Raw genomic sequence first — 23,325 nt, 5'->3', positions numbered from 1 at the left:
TATATAAAAATATTAACTTGTAATAAAAAATCAATAATCATTTTCTGTAGAGAAATTTTCTGGCAAATGCAATAATTATCTTAAATGGAAGAGGTCGCAGTTCCCTGTCAGCCTTTTTCAGCTCCTCTATGATATGAATGTGCTGAGGGCAATGGCTCTCGCATTTTCCGCAGGCTACGCACTGGGATGGAAGTCCTGTGTCCTTCCTCAGGCCAACAACTCTAAGGTACTCTTCTCTACCTGATTTCTTATCATCCATGTACATTGCATTGTAGCACCTGAAGATACTTGGAATATCAACACCTCTCGGGCAGGGCATGCAGTATCCACAGCCGGTGCAGCCCACCTTCAAATACTCATTTATGCTGTTTTTTATGCCTTCTATAAGCTGAAAGTCCTTTTCTGTGAACTCTCCTACCTCTGCCTCTGATGCAACTCGGCAGTTTTCCTCCACCATCTCTACTGAATTCATTCCGGAAAGGACGCAGGTTACCTGGGGCTGATCCCACAGCCACCTGAAAGCAAGTTCAGGAGCTGTTCTTTTCTTTTCATCCTCTGCGATAAGCTTCTTTGCTTTTTCAGGGAGCTGATCCACCAGCTTTCCACCTCTAAGAGGCTCCATGATGATTACGGGAATACCCTTTTCTCCTGCTGCCTCAAGGCCTTTCCTTCCAGCCTGTGACACCTCGTCGAGATAGTTGTACTGTATCTGACAGAAATCCCAGTCGTAGGCATTTAGTATCTCAATGAAAATCTCGGTATTTCCATGAAAAGAGAAACCGATATGCTTTATCTCACCGGATGCCTTCTTTTCCTTTATCCATTCCTCGATTCCCAGCTTCTTAAGCTTGTTCCAGGCCTCTATATCTGTAAGCATGTGCATCAGATAATAGTCGATATAATTGGTGCGGAGCCTTGATAGCTGCTCAGCAAAATATTTATCTATGGCAGCTCTGCTTGCAATGAGATATTGGGGAAGCTTTGTGGCAATCTGGATTTTGTCACGGATATTATTTTTCTCAAGGATTTCTCCGACTGCTGCTTCACTTCCGGGATAGATGTAGGCCGTATCGTAGTAATTTACTCCCAGCTCATAAGCCTTCATCATTTCCTTCTCGGCTTTGGCAATATCTACTGCGCCGGTAGCTGTCTTTGTAAAGCGCATACATCCGTAGCCCAGAATTGATATGTCACCGCCCTGCCTGTTTTTCCTGTACTTCATAAGATATCTCCCTAAAACTTTTCATCTTCCATAAACCACTAAAGAGAAACAGCGGCATAATGCTACTGTTTCTCTAAAAAGAGGGAATATGAAACTAAAAAATTTACATAAGCTTTTCAACACACGCAGCAACATTCTCCATCTTCTCGGTGGGCTCGAATCTTGCTACTACTTCACCGTTTCTGTCTACGACAAACTTGGTGAAATTCCACTTGATATCAGGATTGTTCTTGTAATCCTTGTCAATTTTCTTAAGCATAACTCCCATTGCAAGGGCTGAAGGTCCTTTACCAAAGCCCTCGAAGCCTTTCTGCTCCTTTAAATATTTAAAGAGCGGAAGCTGATCTTCGCCGTTGACATCAGACTTCTTCATCTGGGGAAACTTTGTATTGTAATGAAGCTGGCAAAACTCGTGGATCTCATCGTCAGTTCCGGGTGTCTGGCCTGCGAACTGGTTGCAAGGAATATCAAGAACCTCAAAGCCCTGATCGTGGAACTTCTCATACATAGCCTCGATATCCTTGTAGTGAGGTGTAAAACCGCAGCCTGTTGCTGTGTTGACCACGAGTACAACCTTGCCCTTGTAATTCTCCATTGAGAACTCTTCGCCATTGGCAGTAGTTACAGAATAATCATAAAATCCCATTGTAGACCTCCAAATATATTTTATAAAAATGATTTTGTTTACGTGTCATAGGCAATTGATTTATCTTGATTATATTGCGTACAATGCAATATGTCAAGATATTATTTTAAAAATATATCTGAAACTGCTTTTTACCTGATTTTAAGGCTTCTAAGATAGTCCTTCTGCTCCGGAGTAATCCTGTAGCTTTCAACAGATTTCTGGATCGCCTTATTGTGAGTCCAGGTATCAAGCTTCTTTCCCTCAATAAACGGAAGTATGGTCTCGTACTGCTTAGCAAGAGCCGTCGCAAAATACCATGCGATCATCATGTTCACATAGTATTCCTCGCTCCTTACACTAGCTACCATCTCGGGATAGGCTACGTCAAAGTCCTCATCCATAAAATGCTGCATGAGCATTCCGATTGAGAACCTTATTGTATAGGTCTTATCCGACTTTATCCATTCCGTTATTGCTTCAAGTAATTCTGTTTTATGTTTTTTGAAAATTTTGGGCGACATCTGATCGCAGGTTGCCCAGTTATCTACGTAAGGAAGGAACTTCTCTGTTTCCTCCATGCATTTTCCGTAGTCCTTCATTTCAGAAATTATGAAGGCATGAAGCTGATCCTCATCAAAATATTTATGAGGAAGGTTATTTAAAAAATCTTCAATTTTGTCGTTCTTTCCAAGAGTCTTTGCGTATTTTCTTAAATCCGGAGTCCGGACACCGATCATTGTATCGGTGTCCTTCCCGGGAATCAGCTTTACCTGAAAATCGCGATATTTTTCATCCTGAAGCTTAAAAAGCTCCTCCCTTATCTCTTCTACGATATCAGCCATAATCCTAATCCTCCCCCGTGGATCAAAGCTTTATAAGCTCATACTCCCTTGTTCCAAGTCCGATCTTCTCGCCATGCTCAAGAGTTTCCTTCCACTTGATGTTGGGGTTGGAATCAAGGAAATGATCGTGGTGATGATGCCAGCCCTCCTTAGCAAGGTTATCTCCCAGCTGGCTATTACGAATAGGCTCAGCCTTCTGGCAAAGATCAGCGCATGCCTGGTCGAGAGCAACCGGATCGAAGGAAGCGAGCATTCCTATATTAGGAAGAATAGGTGCATCATTCTCTCCGTGGCAGTCACAGTTAGGTGACACATCCATGATAAGTGTTATATGGAAGCAGGGCTTTCCATTGCAGATAGCTGCTGTGTATTCAGCCATCTTGCAGCAAAGTGACTCAAGAGCAGTTCCGCTCTGATTGCTGATAGCATCAAAAGCGCAGGCGCCGATACAACGGCCACAGCCCTTACAAAGATCCTGATTTATCACTGCCTTACCTGTCTCGTAAGAAATGGCATCAGAGCCGCATTCTCTTGCGCACAGCTTACAGCTTCTGCAAAGGTCGGGATTAACTATAGGCTTGCCATCATTGTGCTGGATCATTTTTCCTGCACGGCTTCCGCCGCCCATTCCGATGTTCTTGATAGCACCGCCAAAGCCTGTCATCTCATGTCCCTTAAAGTGCGAAAGGGAAATGATTACATCAGCATCATACAGAGCTCTTCCGATGTAAGCCTCCTTGCAGTACTCGCCGTTTGGTACCTCTACCGTTGCTTCATCCGTGCCCTTAAGTCCGTCTGCTATGATTACGTAGCAGCCTGTTGTCACACTGTTAAAGCCATTTACCTCTGCGTTGTAGAGGTGATCAACAGCGTTCTTGCGGCTTCCGGGATATAAGGTGTTGCAGTCTGTAAGGAACGGTTTGCCGCCCAGCTCCTTAATAAGGTCTGCCACTGCCTTTACATAGTTTGGTCTTATGTATGAAAAGTTTCCAAGCTCACCAAAGTGCATCTTGATGGCTACAAACTTTCCTTCAAAATCAATATCTCCTATTCCAGCTTTTCTGCATAACTTCTGCAGCTTGACTCCCTGACTCTGCTCCAGAACCGTTCTGAAATCAGTAAAATAAACCTTAGAATTCTCCATTTGTAACCTCCTACCTTAGTTAAAATATCATGTTTATGCTTTCTCCCATTTGTCTACAATTTATGTGCAAACAGCAGTGCTCGTTCTTCTCTAAACTCGAAATTTCCTACCGGTCGTTCTCGTTAAAAGAACGACTGTTTCACATGACCTTGTAAAAGGAAACATATCAACAGGAATAATTCTGTCTGCCTTATATCCGTTCTTTGTTAAGTACTCGAGATCTCTTGCAAGCGAGTCGGGACTGCAGGAAATATATACCACGCGGTCAGGATTCAGCTTGAACATTGAGTCCATGAAAATCTCAGTAGAGCCTGCACGAGGCGGGTCCATGAAGACAACATCGGCGTGGTCTCCGGCTTCTGCCATCTGGACCATAAAGCGGCTGGCGTCATTTTCATAGATGGTTATATTCTTAATTTCGTTCATTTTTGCATTGATTCTCGCATCACGAACGGCATCCTTATTAAGCTCAACTCCGATAACTTCGCCTGCGTGAGGACTTGCGATGATACCGATTGTTCCAACACCACAGTAGCAGTCGAGGACTGTCTCTTTTCCTGTAAGTCCTGCCAGCTCAACAGCCTTGGAATAAAGCTTCTCGGTCTGAACAGGGTTTACCTGATAGAAGGACTTGGGAGATATCTTAAACTTCATTCCGCAGACAGTATCATATATAAATCCGGGACCGTAGATAGCCTTCTCCTTGTCGCCAAGGATCATACTGGTGCGCTTATCATTGACGTTTATAACGATTGTTGTTATCTCAGGGTGCTCCCCTAGAAGCGCCTTAACAAAGTTATTCTTGGAAGGAAGAATCGGTGAAGTAAGGACAAGCACAACCATGATCTCACCTGTGTTGTGTCCAACTCTTATGAGGACATGACGGAAAAGACCATAGCCATTGTCCTCATCAAAGGTCTTTATCTTAAAGGACTTAAGCATTCCACGGATAGTTGCGATGATCGCATCTGCCTTTTCATTCTCAAGATAACATTCATTAACCGGAACAACGTCATGGGTTCCTTCTTTATATATGCCTGATATGGGGTTGCCCTTTCTGTCATGGGTAAACACCGCATGCACCTTGCATCTGTAGTGCTCAGGCTTATCCATCTCAATGAAGGGCTCGACCTTGCCAAATTTGCCCACAAGCTCCTCCACTCTCTTGTGCTTGCGCTTTATCTGCTCCTTGTAGGGAACGTCGATCATCTGGCAGCCGCCGCACTTCTTGGATACAGGACAGATTCCGGCCTTCTTATCATCAGCCTTCTTCACATTTTTTCTGGCTCCGACACCTCTGGCATTAGGTACCTTTTTAGCATCAGCAGTTTTCTTAGCTCCTGCTTTTCCTGTCATTCCAGACTTCTTAGCTCCTGTAGCTCTGGGTGCTCTTGTTGTTTCTTTCTTTGGTGATGAACCTTCTTTTCTCATATATCACATTTCCTTTAGTCTCAAAAACCTCCGGTCAAAGCCGGAGGTCATTATTATTTCTTGGGTTTATTCTTGCCGTTCTTACTGTTCTTACTGTTTTTGCTGCTTTTAGCCTTCCCGCTAAAATCTCTTATTTTCACATCCTCAAGACCCTGAACAAGATCTCTCGCACGATCAACATCAGCTCTGTTTATGCGGACAGTACATAAGATTTTATCCTTGTCGCCGCCGAAAATACGCTGAAAAAAGCTCTTATCATGCCAGTCAATATAATAAGAGATACGATTCGCCAGGAAACGCTCTTCTAATATTTTCTTACTTTCCTTGCTATAAACCTTGCAAAAGGAAACTTCGTTATTAAAAACCTGATCACTTTGAATTATTGATGACATAAAACCTTCATAGCCTCTTTCTATATTAGATATTCACTTCATTTTACACTAGCAAGATGATATTTGTAAACTGTTTATATAGACTACGAAAGTCGCAAAAGCGCACATTTTTACACATTCTTAATACTGTTAATGGTCTTTTCATTTGAACATTTGCACTTTTAGAGGTAATAATTAATTAGAGATATTATACATACAGCACGGATGCTGTTTTCCAGGGAATACATTCCCGAAGATCAAAGGAGTGATTTGTATGGGAATAAATGTAAATATGGACTATTCCAGCTTGTTCAGCAGTCTGCCGGGAGCAAGCTCTTCAAACAACATCATGTCAGGCTTATCCAGTATGCTATCCGATTATTCTTCCATTAGAAACGGAAGCTATGGCAAGCTTGTATCAGCATATTATAAAAAAATAGGAAATGAAAACTCTGATTCCTCCGAAAAGACGGATAAGAGTTCAAGAACAAATACAGAGACCACAACAGAGAAGTCAAAAGCAGCTGAGAAAAAGCAGTACTCCGCTATTTCTTCAGGTGCCAAGACAGTTACCTCTGACATAGACAAGCTGACCAAGACCGGTGATGATTCCGTTTATTCCAAATCCTGGCAGACAGTTAAGGACGAGGGCGGAAATGAATCAAAGGTTTACGATTACAATACTTCCAAGATTGCCAGTGCTGTTTCCAGTTTTATAAAGGACTACAACAGTCTTCTGGATTCATCCTCAGGTGTATCGGATGTGACTACCAGTACAAGAGCCGACTATCTTGGCAAGGTAACAAGCTCCTATAAGAGCGAGCTTTCATCCATTGGAATTACTGTAAAGGACAACGGCAAGCTTTCCCTTGATAAGGACAAGCTCCAGGCAGCAGGTGCGGAAGCAATACAGAATGTATTTACTCAGAAAGCAGGCTTTGGCTACAAGGTATCTCAGGCAGCAACCAGCCTTGAAACCTCTGCTTCAAGAGCAGCTTCCTCCTCATCCACCTACTCTAAGACAGGATTTACAAACACAGACTTTTCATCAATAATGGATTCCTTTATTTGATGAAGAGTGAACGTCCGCCGAAAGGCGTACTTAAGAATAGCCGCCGCAATCAGTACTTTACTGATGCGGCGGCACTTTTATGTATAGGAAGGAGCTTTCCTATATTTATTCATTTGTTATCTCATCAACTCTTCCGGCATATTTTACTCTATAAATACGCTTTAAAGATTCGTTAATTCTGTCCTCTGAAATGGTTCCGTTCTGTACTGCTGCAAGAACACCCTGATAGCTCTCTACGAAGTCGGAAGGAATGAAGATCATGTCTGCACCTGCCTGGATTGCTGCTACTGCTGCGTCAGCGGATGAATATCTGTCAGCCAGATCTGAAAGAGAATCGGTGATAATGATTCCGTCGTATCCGAGCTGTCCACGAAGTACATCCTGAATAACTGTAGGACTGAGGCATGAAGGTGTATCATCTCCTGTAAGTCCCATAGAAGGTGCTGTACATACCATTATCATGCTTGCTCCTGCATCGATACCTGCCTTAAAGGGTGCAAGTACATCAGCAAGGCCTTCTGCATCATTACCACTGTTAATGGTCTCCGGGAAATACTGAAGGCAAGCGGAAACTCCGAATGTCTGTAAGCCCTCAACGGTCTTGGCAACCATTGATGAAACCACCTGAGAATCTGTTCCGAAGGAGTTGCCCCCATCTGCAAGATTCGCATTAACACCGAGGTTCATATTGAAGCCGTAGCCCTCAAGATAATCAGCCACCTTAGAAGCTGTATTGTATGCTTCATCGGGATTACCTGATGCGCCAAGCTCTGAAGGTGATGCTACTGCACCAAGTGAAAGAGCATTAGCTACGATACTCTTCTCTCCTCCAACCTCTACTGTTGAAATAAATAACGGATACTTACTCATAGATGCTGTAGAACTGAGCATATCCTTGATCTGAGCTTCATCCTTGATGTTCTTGGATACATAGAACAGACCGCCTACAGCGTATGTGGAAAGTGCGTCCTGAGTAGTATTACCCGCCTTAATAACAGCATCAGAGCCGGTAAGCTGTTCCGGAGTGATCATGAAAAGTCCGGCAACCTTATCCTCCAAAGGCATCTCTGATATGCAGGTATCAACGATGTGATCCAGCATGCTGTCATTACTCATAACCTCAGAATCAGTTATATTCTCATCAGGAGAAGCCACTGCTGCGGGCTCGACATCCACCTCTCTGGCTTCAGCCACTGTCTCCTCTACCTGCGCATTATATGCTTTTACGGCATGAACGATCTTAGAAACCGTAAAAAATGCGCCGGATACAACTGATATTCCTAAAACACCTGTTATGGCATAAGCGGTAATCTGTGCCTTAATCCTGCGCTGTCTTCTAAGTTCTCTGCGAGTATTTCTCTCAGAGCCAACACTATTATTCATTTTATCTTCCATACATCCTCCCCATGGAAAATCCCCTTAAAACTTGTATTTATTATAACATACAAATCACACAAGTTCTACCAAAAAGAGAGAATGAAACCACAATATTTTGTGTTTTTCAAGAAGTGCGTCATAGAGCCAAAAAACAATATTTTGATTATAAAATTCCAGATATTAAGCCTCTTTTGACATACAAATTAATGAATAACCGCAATATGTCTACACAAAGTATAAGGGCGAATGCATCTCATCTATACATTCGCCCTTACACATGTTCAAATTGTGATTCGTTGTCCAATGGACTTACCTCCAATTTCTCAACTCTGCCCTTTCCATTAACCTTTGCACTCGTATGCTGTGACGGCTAGTTCGACGGCTAGTTCTTCGCCACTATGTCATGTACTTAAGCTCGTTGTGTTGGAAATTCACTATTGTTTGTGGTGTTAACTAAATAGTTCGGCGGACTATACCTTCCTTTCCGAAAAATTTTGTAAAACTAAGATTTAGAGTAAAAACTTAAGTTCCCTTTGGACCATACCTCCATTTCTTTCAGCCTCGATGCTGAAGTCTTTGAAAGAAGTTCTCTCTTTCTCTTATCTTTAATCGCATTATACACATGTATTTTTTAATTGTCAATACATTTTTTAAATTTTATTTTTGTAATTAGATTATTCCGAAGATTAATTTCGGTTTTCTGATAAATTGTTTGCAAAAGTCATAATATTCACACAATTCAAAATACCGTTTTTTCTTCTCGAAATAAAGTATAAAAAGTATAAAAAGTATAAAAAAAGCTGGCCTAAATTATAAACAATTTAAGGCCAGCTCTTCCATTTTATAAATTTTTTAAATTAAAGGATATTTTGCAGTTAATTCCTTGATTATTGCTCTTGCCTCATCGTTCTTTTCACCCTTACCCTTGATAACAATGGAAATTGCCTCTGCAATTTTATCCATATCATCTTCGTTCATTCCGCGGGTTGTAACAGCAGGTGTACCAAGTCTGATTCCGCTTGTAACGAAGGGTGACTGCTTCTCGTTAGGAATTGTGTTCTTGTTAGCTGTGATGTGTGCATCATCAAGCCATGCCTCAACATCCTTTCCAGTGAGATCGAAGTTAGTCAGGTCGATGAGCATAAGGTGATTATCTGTTCCGCCTGAAACGATCTGAACTCCTCTCTTCATAAGGCCTTCGCTGAGTGCCTTTGCGTTCTTGACAATCTGCTTCTGATATTCAACGAATGAAGGATCAAGTGCTTCCTTGAAGCATACAGCCTTAGCTGCAACCACGTGCTCAAGAGGACCGCCCTGGATTCCGGGGAATACAGCCTTGTTGAACTTGTACTTATCCTGTGCAGCCTGGTTCCAGAGAATAAGTCCTCCTCTGGGTCCTCTGAGAGTCTTGTGAGTTGTTGTTGTAACAACATCTGCATAAGGGAACGGGCTGGGATGAACACCTGCAGCAACAAGTCCTGCAATGTGAGCGATATCAGCCATAAGTACAGCGCCACAGGCATCTGCTGCCTCTCTGAACTTGGCAAAATCAATTGTTCTGCAGTAAGCTGAAGCACCTGCAATGATAAGCTTGGGCTGGTGCTCCTTAGCAAGTCTGATAACCTCGTCGTAGTCGATGAAACCATTTTCATCAACACCATATGCTACTACATTATAATAAGTACCGGAAATATTAGCCGGGCTTCCGTGTGAAAGGTGTCCGCCCTGACTGAGGTTCATGCCGAGAATAGTGTCGCCGGGCTTAAGGAGTGCGAACTGAACCGCAAGGTTAGCCTGCGCACCTGAATGAGGCTGAACATTTGCATAATCACAATGGAAAAGCTCCTTAGCTCTGTCTCTAGCAATGTTCTCAACCTTATCAACTACCTGACATCCACCATAATAACGCTTTCCGGGAAGTCCCTCTGCGTACTTGTTTGTAAGGGGGCTACCCATAGCTGCCATAACAGCCTTACTAACCCAGTTCTCTGATGCGATCAGCTCAATATGATCGTTCTGACGCTGCATCTCTTCTACTATAAGGTCAGCGATATCAGGATCAACATTTTTTACTTCATCTAATGAATACATACCGGCATTTTCCTCCACTTCGATAATTTGACGTTTTAATGTGCTAAAGCAATTGTGATGTATCATAGCATATAATAATATAGGTGTCAAAGCTTATGCTATAATATAAAAAAAGTTTTTTTTGGGAGTCTGAAATCCATGTTTTATTGCATAGTAAATCCCTCTGCAAGATCAGGTCACGGGAAGAATATTTACAATATGTTTGAGGAAAAATGCCGCCTTTCTGGTATTCCCTATAAGGTAGTTTTCACCAAGGGACCGGGCCATGCCATGAGCGTTGTAAAGCGCCTCACCCAAAAGTCTGCCTCCGAAGGGGATAAACCTTCAGAGCCTGTAAGCCTTGTTGTTATGGGCGGCGATGGAACCTTAAATGAGGTAGTATCGGGAATCCAGGATTTTGACAATGTCCGCCTGGGTGTTGTTCCCCTTGGTTCCGGCAATGATTTCGTAAGGGATCTGGGATTCCCCAGGAAAACCGAGGAGCTTATCGATCAGATTCTAAAGGGTGAGATTGTAAGAAAGCTGGACATAGGTAATGTTCACTACGACCATATGACCAAAACTTTGTCGAGACTCCACGATGAGCGTATAGAATCAGACAGACGCTTTGACGTAAGTGCAGGTATCGGCTTCGATGCTGCCGTGTGTGAGGAGGCCCTGTCCTCAAAGACAAAAAACACTCTTAATAAAATAGGTCTTGGGAAAGCAACCTACGGCATTGTCGCAGTAAGACAGATACTTCACGCTGATCAGCCCGCATGTGACATTGAGACAGATGACGGCCAGAAGCATCACTTTGATCACCTGATATTTGCAGCAGCCATGATCCATCACTACGAGGGTGGCGGATTTAACTTTGCTCCCGATGCGGATCTTCAGGATGGGTATTTCGACCTTATAGCAGGTGGTGATATGTCTACAGGACAAATCTTCAAAGCTCTTCCCATGGCTTATTTTGGTAAGCACTACGGACAGCCCGGCATATATCACATAAGGGCTAAAGAGATAAAGATAACCACTTCTCTTCCGCTCTGGGTACACACCGATGGAGAAGTGCTTCTTAAGTCCGACTCCATTACCCTTAGCTGTTATAAACAAAAACTAAACCTCTTATCGTGAAAAACGCACAGAAATTTATACTTTTTTTATGATTTTTGTACAGTTTTTAATTTGAAAAATGTCACTCCTTGCGATATATTAGAAGTCGATAGTACAAACACTGCTTAGCGTAATAAGGTGAAAAGTTATATGAAAAAAAGAACATCAAAATGGTTTGACAAGCCTTGGACCAAAGAACGACTTGAAGATACCATCAGATGCCTTATCCCGGTAATCATTTATGGTTTTGTTTATCTAACATGGTTTTTCCACTTGGAAGGTACTAAGGAGTTGCATTACACAGTTATTCATTCCACCTTGGATGATAAGATTCCCTTCCTTGAGATATTTATCATTCCTTATTTAGGGTGGTTTGCATATTGTGCATTCTTCTTTTTCCTGTTCCTTCTCATGTACGACATGGAGGACTTCTTTAAGAATGCAGCATTCTTCTTTACGGGAATGACACTGTTTTTGATAATATCGTCCATTTGGCCTAACATACAGTACTTAAGGCCCACGGTTATGCCCAGAGACAATATCTTTACTCATCTGGTTGCTAACCTGTATAAGACCGATACACCCACTAATCTATGGCCCAGTATCCACGTGTATAACGCGATCGGAACACACCTGGCAGTTGCCAATTCCAAGCGTTTTAGCAAGTGGCTCAAGGGCGGATCACTTATCTTCTGCATATCGGTCATCCTTTCAACTATGTTTTTGAAGCAGCACTCAGTAATCGATGTGCTGGGCGGAATTATCTTTGCAGTAGCAACTAACCTTGTGGTTTACAAGAGTGAGCTTGTTGTAAATGCTTATCACCGTCATAATGAAAGAATTAAAACCGGAAAGGTATTACTATAAAAAAGTGCTTTTTAGCACTTTTTTTATTTTTATTTTTTTATTAAAAAAGGCTAAACTCCGCCATTCCACCTTTCATATACACTATAATCATTGTATGTAGGCATTAACGAAATAACGAAAGGTGGTAATCAATGAAATTCAAACGCGTTATAAGTTGTATCTTATCTATTGCTATGATATCATCTGCCATTGCCTGCAGCAGTCCAGCTGCAAACAGTGAGTCCACTACTTATTCCGGTGCTGACACCAAGTCTGTTTCTGCTTCAGCAGAATCCTCCTCAGAGGAAACTGTTGCCGAAGAGCCCTCCACTAAAAAGGATGCTCCGGAAGAGACCAATTCTGAGGCCGATACAAAGGAAGAAGCAAAGGAAGAAACAGCCAAATCCGAAGCAGCTCCTGAAGAAAAAGGAGGTACAGAGGAAGATGTGCCCTCCGGAGATATTTCTCTGCTTTGGGAAGACAGCAGAGTTTACACAGGCACCAGTCTTGGTCAGTATTACATAATGCCGACCTATTCTGTCAAAGGCTTTGAGGATGTGCCCTTTGTTAAAGCATCCGATTATGTAAATATCGCATTCGAAAAAAAGGCTTATTTATCTTTTGAAGACGGAGTTCTTTATATTACACGTAATGACACAAAGGCTTCCATAGATCCTACTTCAGATACTGTTTATATTGAAAACCCTTCCAGATTCCGATCTGACAGTCTGGTTGATGGTGCTATCTTAGAGGTTGAAGAGATGAATGTGGTTACCACATCTCTTAAAAACAAATCTACACAAACAGCCCCTGAGCCAATCACCATTTCACTGGATGATTATAATATGCCCGTAATACCATTTGAGGATGACGTTCTTATGCCGTTTTTGGCACTTCAGAATACCTTAGGAGCCATCTGCTGGAGCAATGTTCTTGTTTACAATGGTAAGGACTATTACAACGTCTCTGCCATTTCCTCATATACTATGACACATGAGAATGTGGATCTGGAAACCCTGCCCTACGCAAACGCACTATATACCGGACCTTTTAGCGAAAAAGGTACTCCTACGCAGGATTATGCAAACTATAACTATTATTCCATCTGTCTTTTACTGGATTTATATTTTGGTCACAAGGAAGAGAGAAACATCACCACTTTTGATGAGTACTTTACCAGAATCAATGCGAAAGAATCCCTATGCTCTACAGATTTTTCCTCAGTAGCAGTAGCTGAAACTCTTGTATTCTTCTACCTTTTCGATTCAGGTCATGATGCATTTTTAGGAATCAAAAACGTTTTTGGCGATGTAGCAGAAGCAGACAGTTCACAGGCTGAAGAAATAATAAACAATGTGAAGGATTCAGAAGAAGGAAATAAGTTATTCGATGATGACGAGGATAGTGGGAACGAAGAACCGGATGCTCTTGGCAATGCTCTCATGGGAGCTCTTATCGAAAAAGGCTTCAAAATCCCGGAAATCGCTCCTACAATGGCATGGTCAACGTATTTCAGTAAGACGCTTCCTGAAAATTATGGTCATGAACGACTGGATTATGTTGATGATACTGCAGTTATCTACTTTGACGTCTTCAAAGATAATCCTAAAAGAGATCCATCCTTCTATCTTGATCCCATGACAGAGGATGATATAGCCGAAAACAATTTTGTATTTTTCTATAACTGCTTTGAGGATATCAAAACTCATAAGGACGTTAAAAATGTAGTCATCAATCTATCAAACAATGGCGGCGGAGCAGCCTCTGCACTGATTACTATCCTTGGCTTCCTCTCTAAGGATGGCGAGGTAAAGATCACTAACCTTGATCTTGTATCAAAATCCTACCGTGAGGAATGTTACCACGTTGATACCAATCTTGATGGTATCGCAGATGATAATGATGGATATGGCGGTCAATATGACTTCTTTATTATGACAAGTCCTTCCTCCTATTCCTGCGGAAATGCCCTTCCATATTTTGCACAGCAATACGATCTTGCAAAAATTATCGGAACAAGACCCGGCGGAGGCGACTGTGTTGTAGGTAACTACGTCGATGCCTATGGATATAATGGCTCATTTTCAGGAATGCTCAAGCTCGGTAAAATGGAGAATGGTCAGTTCATCTCCAATGAAACAGCAACAGTACCTGATCTTAATATGATGACGTCACTTCTGGATTTTAACAGCGTTCCCTGGTTTGATCCCGAAGGTATTACTGATGCTGTTCACCAGTACAAGGATGGCAAAACAGAAATTGATTATGAGGACAATAAGTTAGATTCATTGGCGAATGCACTTATATCCATTTTGACTTCTGATGAGGAAGAGGAGTAACCTGTTGCAGACTCGGAATCAAAGATTCCTCGTTTTGGGGCTACCGCCCCATAAGAAAGAATTTCGCTTGCGAAATTCTCGCGCCGAGCGCGGTTGCAGAATGCAACATATTCCATTCGCGCGAGTGCGCATCCACGCGGAGCGTTTTAATATCATAGGAAAGCAATTTCCTATGATATTAAAAAAAACCTCATGGCTTTGTGCAAGCACAGCCATGAGGTTTTTTGATGTTTTTGCCCTGCAATAGGTTAATTAAAGTTGTAAAGCTTCTGTGCAATCTTATATCCGGTAAGTGTGATCTTTCTTCCGCCCTTTCCGGGAAGGTATACGAATACCCCCTCGATTCTGTAGCGAAGCTTAGCGTACAACAAAAAGCTTCTGTTCTTAATATATTTCATAAGTTCCTTACGCTTCTCAAGATTTTCCTTGGTTCCTGATGCGAGCATAAGGATTGTTGAAATCGCTGTAATGATTTCCAGGTAATTGAACATGTAGCGGTAACGCTTTTTATTGGATCTGATCATTCCGATGTTCTCAACGTAATAATCAACCATAAGCTTATTCACACGTACCTGCTGATCAAGTCTTGAGATCATGATCTCCTGGTTTACAGACTGATCTGCTCTTCCGATGTAGTAGTAATAGAAGTTTACATCCAGGTAGTACATGGTCTTAACGAAGGGCAGCGGATTAAATACGTAAATATTGTCCACATAGAAGGTGTGCTCCGGAAGCTTAAGACCGCAGTCACGAAGGAGCTTGGTTCTGAAAATTACTGAGTGCATAAGAAGATAATGACCAATGGTGATCTTCTTTACATCATTCCAGGTGAAGAGCTCCTCGATGGGGAACATTCTGTTGTAGCGCATTACCTTATGACGCTGCTCACCTTCCTTGTTATATACAAAGTTGCTGATAAGAAGGTCAAGTCTCTCACTTCCTGCAACAAAGTCCTCAAGAGTTGTAAGTATTTTTCTGTAAGCGATCTCCTTTACCCAGTCGTCACTGTCGACAACCTTGAAGTACAGACCTGTAGCGTTCTCAAGACCTGTATTAACCGCTGAACCGTGTCCACCGTTCTTTTTATGAATAGCTTTGCAGATGGTGGGATATTTCTCGGCATACTCATCAGCGATTGCTGCTGTGTTGTCCTTTGAACCATCATCAACTATAAGGATCTCAACGTCCTCTCCACCAACAAGAAGTGAATCTATACATTTTCTCATATAATCCTGCGAATTATAACAGGGTACTGTTATGCTAAGTAACTTCATCTTTTTCCATTTCTCCTTAAAAATTCATATTACAGTCCACGAAGTCTGGTAACTTCAAACTTCTGCTTTGTCAGCAGGAATTCCTTTAATTCACTGCATCTTAAATCCGGGTCATCTCCGGGAATCTCTGTATCCATGGCCATTGCCATAATGTCGATCATGTCATTTGTAACAACAGGTCTGATCTGACTGAGGACTTCAATTCTCTCTCCTGAATTGCTGGCGTCAAGGAACTTTACAACAAGAGGATTCATGCCAAAGCTCTCTGCCTCTTCCTCAATGGTACGATTCATGTAATTCTCGTTAATCTCAGCCTTTTCCTCATCCTCAGAGGTCTCAGGCTTTTTATCTGTCTCCGGTGTAACCTTCTTTTCTGTTTCGAACAGTGGAGACTTCTTGAAGGTCTCAGAAAGAGAAGACTTTCTCTCTGTCTCGGAAGGTGCCGGCTTTTTCTCTGCATCTGTAAATGCAGGCTTTTTATCAGCCTCGGAGTGTACCTTGGCTTCCCCTGCTGCCTCAGTCTCATCGGGAGTAAACAGCTCAAATCTCATTCTCTGATCAGGGCCCGGATATCTCTCCCTGTCAACCTCAGATGTGAATTCCTTAAGAGATCTGCAATATATAGTATAGTCGCCGTAAAGAGCCTGATATACCACCTGCTCTTCACCTGTATCAGCATCCCTTGCGATAGTGATGATCTGATACTTTCCGCCTTTAAAATGTCTGTATAATTCCTGCGGTTTTGGTCTGTTCAAAACAAAATCCTCCTAAATACAAGATAGAATGTCGCTTCTCGATTATACCATAAAAAGCCCTGCTTGGCGCATGGTATTACTATCTTGACGAGGCTTTTACTATAATCATCTCGACACTTATGATCCTGTCGAGGCGTCCTGTCTTAACCGCCTCATCACTTTCAAGACACATGTTAAGCGAGTCCTTTAAATCCTTCATGGAATAGCTCCTGGTCCATCCCATAATCTTATCCGCAACAAAAGGCGGAACACCGAGCTTCGATGCTGCTACACCTTTACCAACGCCAAGATCAGTCATCTCCTTGGCTGACAAAAGCTGATTAAACTGTCTCATGATAAGAGCGAGAATCTGCTCAGGCGCAGTCTTTAAAGCAAGAAGCTCATAATATATATTCATGGCCTTTGCCTGATTTTTCATTACGATGGCATCCGTCATCTCGAAGATCCTGCTGGTAAGCCAGTTAGCGCAGACAGCATCCACGTCCTTCTCAGTGATCTCTGTCCTTCCAAGACAGTAGCTCACGAGCTTCTCCATCTCATGGACCATGTTGGACATGTCGGTTCCGACACGGCTTATGAAGTAGGAAATTGTTCTTGCGGATATTGCAAAGCCTTCGCTTTTCATTTTCATGGCAACCCACTTGTAGAGCTGCTGCTCATCAGGGGTCTCGCAGTTTATATCAAGTCCTGTCTTCGTAACAGCCTTGTACATATCCTTGCGCTTATCAACAGCGGATTCCACAAACAGGAAAACCGTGGTCTCTGACTGATGCTTAAGATAGTCAGCAAGTTCAGGGCATCCGTTTTTAAAAAAGCCGCTGTCCTCAATAACTATCACTCGGCGCTCGGCAAAGAACGGCAAGGTCTCTGCCATATCGATAACCTCTAATGGATTGATGCCCGCACCTTCATAATGCTGCATATTCATGGCATCTCCGCTTCCAAGAAGGGCGACCTTAAGCTTATCCCTGTTCTGTTTTCTCAGATACGCCTCGTCCCCATATACAAGATATGCCGGTCTAAAGGTCCCTGTCTGGATATCCTGTTTTATCTTTTCAGCCTTTACTTTGTAGTCTGATGTTTTACTAGCTGCCATATTCTTCCCTTGCCCCGTTATTACAATATGTTGTATATTATAACATGATATAGACGTTAAAAGTCATAAATGTGTGCATGCTCGCATGCTAATCGTTTTATACAAAGTTTTGTGGGAGGATAAATTATGTTAAAACAGGTTTCTATCTACGCTGAAAACAAAAAAGGATGTTTTCAGAATATCACCGGCATTCTTAGAAAAAATGATATCAACATTCTCGGATCAGTAACTAATGATTCTGCAGAATACGGAATAATCAGAATGGTTGTTTCAGATCCTGAAAAATGTATAGCTGTACTTGGTGCAGAGGGTTATATCTGCAAGACCACTCATGTTCTTGGTATTGAGTGTCCCGATGCAGTTGGTGCTCTTGATAATATCCTTAAGTCATTATATGAGAGCAACATAAACGTCAATTATATTTATCTGTCCTTCAACCGTGAATCCGGACTTCCCATTATGGTAATGCACACTGACGATATTTACGCAGTTGAGAACATTCTTGTTAACAAAGGTTATAAATCAATAGAGATCATATAAAAAGCAAAGACGCGGACTCCCCTGTCCGCGTCTTTTAATATATATAGATTTTCATACCTAGCTCATTTAACTTCAGCCCCATGACTAGCAGCTATAAGGCCTACTAAAAATGTTAGTGAGATAGCTATCTCTATACCGATGATGAATCGATCAGTCTGGTCTCTCTTCGCTCCGAGAACCTCAGCATCCTCTTCAACCTCTGTCTCATTTTCAGTTGTCGTTTCCGATTCCCCTGCCAACTCATAAGAAGCTGATTGATTTTCAGCCGTTGAAGCATATACCGTTTCGGTAGAACAAAATGCTTCTAGCAGAATCACGAATACAAGAATCGCGCCTGCAAAAATTTTTTTCATCCCTCACCTCTGTCTTTCCATCACATGTCTCATTATATAGTACGTCTGAAACCCTGTGTTTACGGGATATGCACGGTTCTGTTCAAAACTCGTACTTGACAAAGCCTCATTTCCTCAAACACTCCCCAAACCATTATGCATATCTCACTAATCTAGGCATGTTTTTACTTTTACTTTTTCCTGTTCAAAAAATGACATAATAGCGCCTTTTTCAGCGGTTACATATACCAAAGAGCCAGTATTTTCAAGCCTTTCCAGCAATTCCTTGTGTGGATGATTGTATTTATTATTGATTCCACAGCTTATTATCGAAATCCTTGGATTTATGATATTTAAAAATTCTTCGTCGGTTGTGTACCTGCTCCCATGGTGGGCAACCTTCAAAAGCGTTATGTCCTTGAATTCTTCTCTGTTTTCCTTCACATAGTCTCTTAGAAGCTCCTGTCCTTTACCATCCACATCCCCGGTAAAAAGCCCCTTAAAGCTGCCCTTTTTTATATAAAGTACTGTGGAATAGGCATTGGGTTCATCGGTGTACATATTCTTAACAGGCCCAATGCATGTGATATCTATGGCATCATTCCTAATCCTGTCTCCCCTGCTTATGTGCGAAACCGGTATTCCCTGCTCAGCGGCTTTTCTTTCCAGAATTCTGTAATTGTCCCCTTTGGAATCTGCGCTTACCGCAGGAAGAATCAGATTCCTTATCCTTATACTGCCTGCACTTTCCATCTCATCCATAAGCTCTATTATTCCGCTTATATGGTCCTCATCCTCGTGAGTTACAATCACCGCATCCAGTTTTCCTATACCTCTGTAGGATAAAAATGGTATGAGCTGATATTTGGCGATGTTCTTTTTAGAGGTGCTTCCGCCATCTATAAGGTAGTTAGCGGATCTGGTCTCAATGACTATTCCATCCCCCTGCCCTACATCAAGGGCGGTTATCCTAAGCTCCGGTCTTATTCTTATGCAGAGTACGATAAGCCCAGTCAAAAGCAGAAAGTATCTGATATAATCAAGAACTCTTTTCCTGTGCTCTTTATCCTTCCCTGTGCAAAGCCTGATTCTTACTGTTCTTCCTCCGAGAAATACAAAAAGGCCAAGAAGCATCAGGTATATAACAACCTGCCATACGTCAGCATGGCCTGCATACCAGGTATTTGACGGAAGCGCTTTTCCCACATTACAGCAGATAAGAAACCACCTGATAATAAAATGGCATCCCAGGCCTGTAACTGCGCCCGCAGATAAAAACAGCGATCCCAGCGCTATGCTCATAATTCCAAGGAGCATAAGCACGGACATCAGCGGCAAAATAAAGATATTAAGCACTATGGAATATACAGGATATGTGTAGTAAAAGCTCATGCTCACAGGTAATGTAACAAGCATTATGGACAGGCTTACCGAGATAAGCTTAAGCCTTCCTTCTCTTACTACCACAGGCATAACAGGGAGAACGTAGCCAATTGCAAGGACTGCCCCAAAGGACATCAGAAAACCGCTATGTTTAATATAAAGCGGCTCAGAAACAAGGATCAGCACTCCCGATAATGAAAGTGCAGATAGCATATCATAGCTCCGGCCAATAATATCTGCGCCGAGGTTTACAGCAAACATGACAATTGCTCTAAATGCCGATGTGCTCATCCCGCACATCACACCATAGGAATACATGATAGCAGTTGAAACAGCAGCTGCTACTATGATTCGCGTGCCAAGCTTCCTCATGAGCTTATACAAGGTCATTCCGATGATCGAAATGTGCAGGCCGGAAACAGCCATTATATGTATAATCCCATTCCTCTTGAAATCTTCCTTTATATCATCTGAAAGTCCCGACTTATCACCAAGGAGGATAGCCTTCATAACTCCTGCATCCTCATCTGACAGTATCCCGTCAAGGACATGCTCAAAATATATCTTTGCCTGATACAGGCCTTCGGAAAAATAATCCTCACGGCCTCCGATTCCCAGTATTTCCACATCTGTAAGACTATATTCAGTTTTCAAAATTCGGTAGTAATTCCGGCTGTCAAACTCGCCGGGATTGCGGCTCTCCGGGAAATTCCGTACCTTTCCCCTGACCTTAAGGTAACAGCCCATAGGCAGCCTGTACCGCATGTCATCCAGGTATAAAAGGATTTTCCTGTCATTTGCCGTTTTGAGATAAAGAATAAGCTGCTTATCTCCCGATAGAGGGCTTATCCTCTCCTCTTTACCACTAATAATTCCATTTACTGTAATGCTTTCCCGATCCGTGGGAGTAGAAAACTCTTCTGCTGGTAGAAATTGCAGAAGAAAGAAGACAGCTGCTGCGAAAAGTCCAGAAGCTACACATAACGGTCTTTTCATTATTATTTCCCAGTCGTTATAACTGTGAAAATACTTACTGTCTAACTACATCAAGGTTCCTCTCAAAAACTGTACTGAGAGCTATTTTCTCCATAAAATATCCCTCTGAAGAACCGTTGACTGATATTTGTACCTTGTTAACATCAGCAGTTTCACAGATAGTGTTAACAAGAGAATACAGCGCTATTTTAGGATCTATGTCACCCATTCTGGTAAGAATCCCACCATCAAAATCGACGTAGCAAACACCGTCTCTTACTGATACGGAATTGATCTTAGCCTGAGGGTTCAATGATGCACATGCAAGATCTGTGTTAGGACCTGCAAGAAGCTGCTCAACTACCAGTCTCTGCATGAGAATATTACTGTTGTAGACAACGCTTCTGTACACAGGAATGAGCTCCTGGCCGTCCTCTGAAGCAAAATAGAGGATAAGCTCTGCCTTTTCATAAGCATTGATCTCGTTACCTGCGTTATATACAAAATCATCGGCCGACATATTACCGATAATATTCCCATCATCATCAAGAAGTGGCGCTTTATCCACTGTAAAGGTCACGTACTCGACCTCAGGTATCTGGGTAAGTGTTCTTACCATAGCAGCTCTGTCGAGAATCTCCGTGGTCTTCTCTGTACCAAGATAAGTGCTGGCAAAATCAAGGGTGAGCACACCACCATTAAGTGAATAAGAAAGAAGATTAACCGGTCCGTAAATAGGAGCTTCATACTCAAGCTTGGGCGGCTGTGTCTTCATCTGTTCAAGAAGCTCGGATATAACCGAATCTGTCTCGCTCATATCTGCCTTGATCTCATAATCCTGGAAGATCAGGCCTGTCTCTGCGGAGTTCAGATAATAAACCTTAACAAGCTTCTCGTTGTCGGCACTTTTATCACCTGAGCAGCCCACCATACAGCAGGGAATAAGCATCAGACACAATATTAAGTTGATCAGTTTTTTCAAAGTATTGTTCATATCCTGTGTTATTCCTGAAACTGTTAATAAGTTATTCCAGAGACTGCATGTAAATAAGAGGTATGCGAACCGTAAAGGTGGTTCCAACATTCTCTTCACTCTTAACTTCTATAGTTCCTCTGTGCATAAGTATTGCATTGTGTGTTATCGCAAGTCCAAGGCCTGTTCCGCCAATCTCTCTGGACCTGGATTTATCAACTCTATAGAACCTCTCATAGATTCTGTCTATGCTCTCTTCAGGAATACCGATTCCTGAGTCACTTACTTCACAGGTGAAATACTGATGATCCGCATCAAGCTTAACCTTTACGAATCCATCGTCCTTATTGTATTTCACAGCGTTTTCAACAAGATTCATAAGTGCAAGTGAAAGCTTGACTTCATCTATCTCAGCTGTAATTTCTCTTGTGGTTTCCAGTGTCAGTTCTATGTTACGCTTGTCCGCGATGGGTTTCATTCTCTTCATGATGACTTCCATCATCTGAACCACATCAACAGAAGTGATATTTAAAGGTGTTGCCTTTTTATCCATTCTGACGAGCTCTAAGAGGTCATTGATTATCTTGTTCTCTCTGTCAACCTCAGCAGCGATATCCTCCATAAAGTCTCTGTACACCTCATTGGGAACATCCTCCTGCATGATAAGTGAATCAGCAAGAACCTTCATGGATGTAATAGGTGTCTTAAGCTCATGGGACACGTTGGATACGAATTCCTGTCTTGAGGCATCAAGTGCATTCATTCGGCCAAGAAGCTGGTTAAATGCATTGATGATATGCTCTGTCTCGTAATAATCAGATCCTGCGATTGGCTCGTTTGTAAAGCCCAGCTTAACATCATTGATGGCTGTTGTAATCCTGTCGAAGGGCTTAAGGAGTCTTCCTGACATAAAGACAGCAAGAACAAGAATAAGAATTACAGCGATAACCTCAATGGTAACAGCTCTTCTTGTGAGGATGTCCATGGTCGTAGTTATATAATCCGTGGAAACACTGATAAGAAGAACTCCGGTAACAACATCCTCCTGCTTGGTCTCAGCTGCCACGTCGCCGCTCTCATAGGTCTTTGTCTCTATGATGGGCGCTGTCATCTCGATATATCTGTTGTTCCTGTCATATACAGCTGTAGAACCGGTGGCACCATTTTTAAGACAGCCCACAACTTCCTCTGAAATAATGGTCTTGCCCTCACTAATGCCATAGGTATCCTTACGAATAGTCAGGTTATCATCGATAACCATAACTCGTCCGTCGTAAAGATTGGCCAAAAGATCCAGCTCGGCGTTAATAACCTCCGAGGTGGTATCTGAAAAATAGCTGTAATTTATCAGGTGATTTGCGAGAATCTTCAGCTGTGTCGAGACCTCGGACTCTCTCACGTTGACAGCACGGTCTTCGTAGCTTTCAAGAATCGCAGAATGAATCACGAGGCATGAAATAAGCCCCGTGAAAAATACGATTGAAAATATTCTGAATCTAAGACTTTTAAATGGGTTGTAAATCATCTCAGCTCCGT

The 23,325-nt window shown here is 42.2% G+C and carries 20 protein-coding genes; 5 read left to right on the top strand and 15 right to left on the bottom strand.

All coding sequences use genetic code 11. The features are described from left to right. Positions 1-37: 37 nt before the first annotated feature. The 6 genes from G587_RS23475 to G587_RS0117895 form a co-directional block, all read right to left on the bottom strand. Entirely contained in the window at positions 38-1,222 is a 1,185-nt protein-coding gene (locus G587_RS23475; RefSeq protein ID WP_035787256.1) for an aldo/keto reductase, read from the bottom strand. Positions 1,223-1,325: 103 nt separating this feature from the next. Continuing rightward, a complete protein-coding gene (locus G587_RS0117915) occupies positions 1,326-1,868 on the bottom strand; it encodes a glutathione peroxidase (protein ID WP_026493361.1) in 543 nt (180 codons plus the stop codon). 131 nt (positions 1,869-1,999) lie between these two features. Then, positions 2,000-2,692: a DNA alkylation repair protein gene (locus G587_RS0117910; protein WP_035787254.1), complete on the bottom strand. Its 693-nt coding sequence runs from the start codon at positions 2,690-2,692 to the stop codon at positions 2,000-2,002. A gap of 22 nt (positions 2,693-2,714) precedes the next feature. Next, positions 2,715-3,836: a DUF362 domain-containing protein gene (locus tag G587_RS0117905; RefSeq protein WP_026493359.1), complete on the bottom strand. Its 1,122-nt coding sequence runs from the start codon at positions 3,834-3,836 to the stop codon at positions 2,715-2,717. A 90-nt stretch (positions 3,837-3,926) separates the two neighbouring features. Then, positions 3,927-5,267 (bottom strand): 23S rRNA (uracil(1939)-C(5))-methyltransferase RlmD, encoded by a 1,341-nt coding sequence (rlmD, locus tag G587_RS23470; RefSeq protein ID WP_081679513.1) that lies wholly within the window; start codon positions 5,265-5,267, stop codon positions 3,927-3,929. 53 nt (positions 5,268-5,320) lie between these two features. Then, positions 5,321-5,659 carry a hypothetical protein gene (locus G587_RS0117895; RefSeq protein WP_026493358.1) on the bottom strand — a complete coding sequence of 113 codons (339 nt, stop codon included), beginning with the start codon at positions 5,657-5,659 and terminating at the stop codon, positions 5,321-5,323. Positions 5,660-5,912: 253 nt separating this feature from the next. Between G587_RS0117895 and fliD the strand changes: the two genes are divergently transcribed. Continuing rightward, entirely contained in the window at positions 5,913-6,710 is a 798-nt protein-coding gene (gene fliD, locus G587_RS0117890; RefSeq protein ID WP_026493357.1) for a flagellar filament capping protein FliD, read from the top strand. Positions 6,711-6,815: 105 nt separating this feature from the next. On the opposite strand, the gene G587_RS23465 is transcribed toward fliD, so the two are convergent. Both G587_RS23465 and glyA read right to left on the bottom strand, forming a co-directional pair. After that, positions 6,816-8,105, bottom strand: a complete 1,290-nt coding sequence (locus tag G587_RS23465) for a glycoside hydrolase family 3 N-terminal domain-containing protein (protein WP_051201141.1) — start codon at positions 8,103-8,105, stop codon at positions 6,816-6,818. A gap of 834 nt (positions 8,106-8,939) precedes the next feature. After that, complete coding sequence (gene glyA, locus G587_RS0117880) at positions 8,940-10,178, bottom strand: serine hydroxymethyltransferase (protein WP_026493356.1); 1,239 nt, start codon at positions 10,176-10,178, stop codon at positions 8,940-8,942. A gap of 138 nt (positions 10,179-10,316) precedes the next feature. On the opposite strand from glyA, the gene G587_RS0117875 reads away from it, so the two are divergent. From G587_RS0117875 to G587_RS0117865, 3 genes are all read left to right on the top strand, one after another. Beyond that, entirely contained in the window at positions 10,317-11,297 is a 981-nt protein-coding gene (locus tag G587_RS0117875; RefSeq protein ID WP_026493355.1) for a diacylglycerol/lipid kinase family protein, read from the top strand. A 129-nt stretch (positions 11,298-11,426) separates the two neighbouring features. Next, complete coding sequence (locus G587_RS23460; protein ID WP_242830110.1) at positions 11,427-12,143, top strand: phosphatase PAP2 family protein; 717 nt, start codon at positions 11,427-11,429, stop codon at positions 12,141-12,143. 131 nt (positions 12,144-12,274) lie between these two features. Continuing rightward, positions 12,275-14,461, top strand: a complete 2,187-nt coding sequence (locus G587_RS0117865) for a S41 family peptidase (protein WP_026493354.1) — start codon at positions 12,275-12,277, stop codon at positions 14,459-14,461. Positions 14,462-14,709: 248 nt separating this feature from the next. On the opposite strand, the gene G587_RS0117855 is transcribed toward G587_RS0117865, so the two are convergent. From G587_RS0117855 to holA, 3 genes are all read right to left on the bottom strand, one after another. Next, the gene (locus G587_RS0117855) at positions 14,710-15,735 is read right to left on the bottom strand and encodes a glycosyltransferase family 2 protein (protein WP_026493352.1); all 1,026 of its coding nucleotides are present in this window, start codon (positions 15,733-15,735) and stop codon (positions 14,710-14,712) included. Between the two features lie 29 nt (positions 15,736-15,764). Further along, entirely contained in the window at positions 15,765-16,490 is a 726-nt protein-coding gene (locus G587_RS0117850; protein ID WP_026493351.1) for a DUF1653 domain-containing protein, read from the bottom strand. A gap of 79 nt (positions 16,491-16,569) precedes the next feature. Then, the gene (gene holA / locus G587_RS0117845) at positions 16,570-17,586 is read right to left on the bottom strand and encodes a DNA polymerase III subunit delta (protein ID WP_051201140.1); all 1,017 of its coding nucleotides are present in this window, start codon (positions 17,584-17,586) and stop codon (positions 16,570-16,572) included. Between the two features lie 126 nt (positions 17,587-17,712). On the opposite strand from holA, the gene G587_RS0117840 reads away from it, so the two are divergent. Continuing rightward, positions 17,713-18,126, top strand: coding sequence for an amino acid-binding protein (locus tag G587_RS0117840; RefSeq protein WP_026493349.1), 414 nt, complete (start codon positions 17,713-17,715; stop codon positions 18,124-18,126). Between the two features lie 62 nt (positions 18,127-18,188). Here the strand turns inward: G587_RS0117840 and G587_RS0117835 are convergent, their stop codons facing one another. From G587_RS0117835 to G587_RS0117820, 4 genes are all read right to left on the bottom strand, one after another. Beyond that, on the bottom strand, positions 18,189-18,479 hold the full coding sequence (locus G587_RS0117835) for a hypothetical protein (RefSeq protein ID WP_026493348.1): 291 nt from the start codon (positions 18,477-18,479) through the stop codon (positions 18,189-18,191). 147 nt (positions 18,480-18,626) lie between these two features. Then, entirely contained in the window at positions 18,627-20,837 is a 2,211-nt protein-coding gene (locus G587_RS0117830) for a DNA internalization-related competence protein ComEC/Rec2 (RefSeq protein WP_026493347.1), read from the bottom strand. A 34-nt stretch (positions 20,838-20,871) separates the two neighbouring features. Then, positions 20,872-21,810 carry a GerMN domain-containing protein gene (locus G587_RS0117825; protein WP_051201139.1) on the bottom strand — a complete coding sequence of 313 codons (939 nt, stop codon included), beginning with the start codon at positions 21,808-21,810 and terminating at the stop codon, positions 20,872-20,874. Positions 21,811-21,841: 31 nt separating this feature from the next. After that, entirely contained in the window at positions 21,842-23,314 is a 1,473-nt protein-coding gene (locus tag G587_RS0117820; protein ID WP_026493345.1) for a sensor histidine kinase, read from the bottom strand. Positions 23,315-23,325 lie beyond the last annotated feature (11 nt).

Origin of the sequence: Butyrivibrio sp. XPD2002 (assembly GCF_000423945.1) — a bacterium.
Taxonomy (GTDB): Bacteria; Bacillota; Clostridia; order Lachnospirales; family Lachnospiraceae; genus Butyrivibrio.
This window is presented reverse-complemented; position numbering and strand designations above follow the sequence as displayed.

Excerpts from the sequence above, each read along its gene's own strand:
- G587_RS23475 (WP_035787256.1), bottom strand. The coding sequence starts at position 1,222 with ATGAAGTACAGGAAAAACAGGCAGGGCGGTGACATATCAATTCTGGGC.
- G587_RS0117915 (WP_026493361.1), bottom strand. The coding sequence starts at position 1,868 with ATGGGATTTTATGATTATTCTGTAACTACTGCCAATGGCGAAGAGTTC.
- G587_RS0117910 (WP_035787254.1), bottom strand. The coding sequence starts at position 2,692 with ATGGCTGATATCGTAGAAGAGATAAGGGAGGAGCTTTTTAAGCTTCAG.
- G587_RS0117905 (WP_026493359.1), bottom strand. The coding sequence starts at position 3,836 with ATGGAGAATTCTAAGGTTTATTTTACTGATTTCAGAACGGTTCTGGAG.
- rlmD (WP_081679513.1), bottom strand. The coding sequence starts at position 5,267 with ATGAGAAAAGAAGGTTCATCACCAAAGAAAGAAACAACAAGAGCACCC.
- G587_RS0117895 (WP_026493358.1), bottom strand. The coding sequence starts at position 5,659 with ATGTCATCAATAATTCAAAGTGATCAGGTTTTTAATAACGAAGTTTCC.
- fliD (WP_026493357.1), top strand. The coding sequence starts at position 5,913 with ATGGGAATAAATGTAAATATGGACTATTCCAGCTTGTTCAGCAGTCTG.
- G587_RS23465 (WP_051201141.1), bottom strand. The coding sequence starts at position 8,105 with ATGGAAGATAAAATGAATAATAGTGTTGGCTCTGAGAGAAATACTCGC.
- glyA (WP_026493356.1), bottom strand. The coding sequence starts at position 10,178 with ATGTATTCATTAGATGAAGTAAAAAATGTTGATCCTGATATCGCTGAC.
- G587_RS0117875 (WP_026493355.1), top strand. The coding sequence starts at position 10,317 with ATGTTTTATTGCATAGTAAATCCCTCTGCAAGATCAGGTCACGGGAAG.
- G587_RS23460 (WP_242830110.1), top strand. The coding sequence starts at position 11,427 with ATGAAAAAAAGAACATCAAAATGGTTTGACAAGCCTTGGACCAAAGAA.
- G587_RS0117865 (WP_026493354.1), top strand. The coding sequence starts at position 12,275 with ATGAAATTCAAACGCGTTATAAGTTGTATCTTATCTATTGCTATGATA.
- G587_RS0117855 (WP_026493352.1), bottom strand. The coding sequence starts at position 15,735 with ATGAAGTTACTTAGCATAACAGTACCCTGTTATAATTCGCAGGATTAT.
- holA (WP_051201140.1), bottom strand. The coding sequence starts at position 17,586 with ATGGCAGCTAGTAAAACATCAGACTACAAAGTAAAGGCTGAAAAGATA.
- G587_RS0117840 (WP_026493349.1), top strand. The coding sequence starts at position 17,713 with ATGTTAAAACAGGTTTCTATCTACGCTGAAAACAAAAAAGGATGTTTT.
- G587_RS0117835 (WP_026493348.1), bottom strand. The coding sequence starts at position 18,479 with ATGAAAAAAATTTTTGCAGGCGCGATTCTTGTATTCGTGATTCTGCTA.
- G587_RS0117830 (WP_026493347.1), bottom strand. The coding sequence starts at position 20,837 with ATGAAAAGACCGTTATGTGTAGCTTCTGGACTTTTCGCAGCAGCTGTC.
- G587_RS0117825 (WP_051201139.1), bottom strand. The coding sequence starts at position 21,810 with ATGAACAATACTTTGAAAAAACTGATCAACTTAATATTGTGTCTGATG.
- G587_RS0117820 (WP_026493345.1), bottom strand. The coding sequence starts at position 23,314 with ATGATTTACAACCCATTTAAAAGTCTTAGATTCAGAATATTTTCAATC.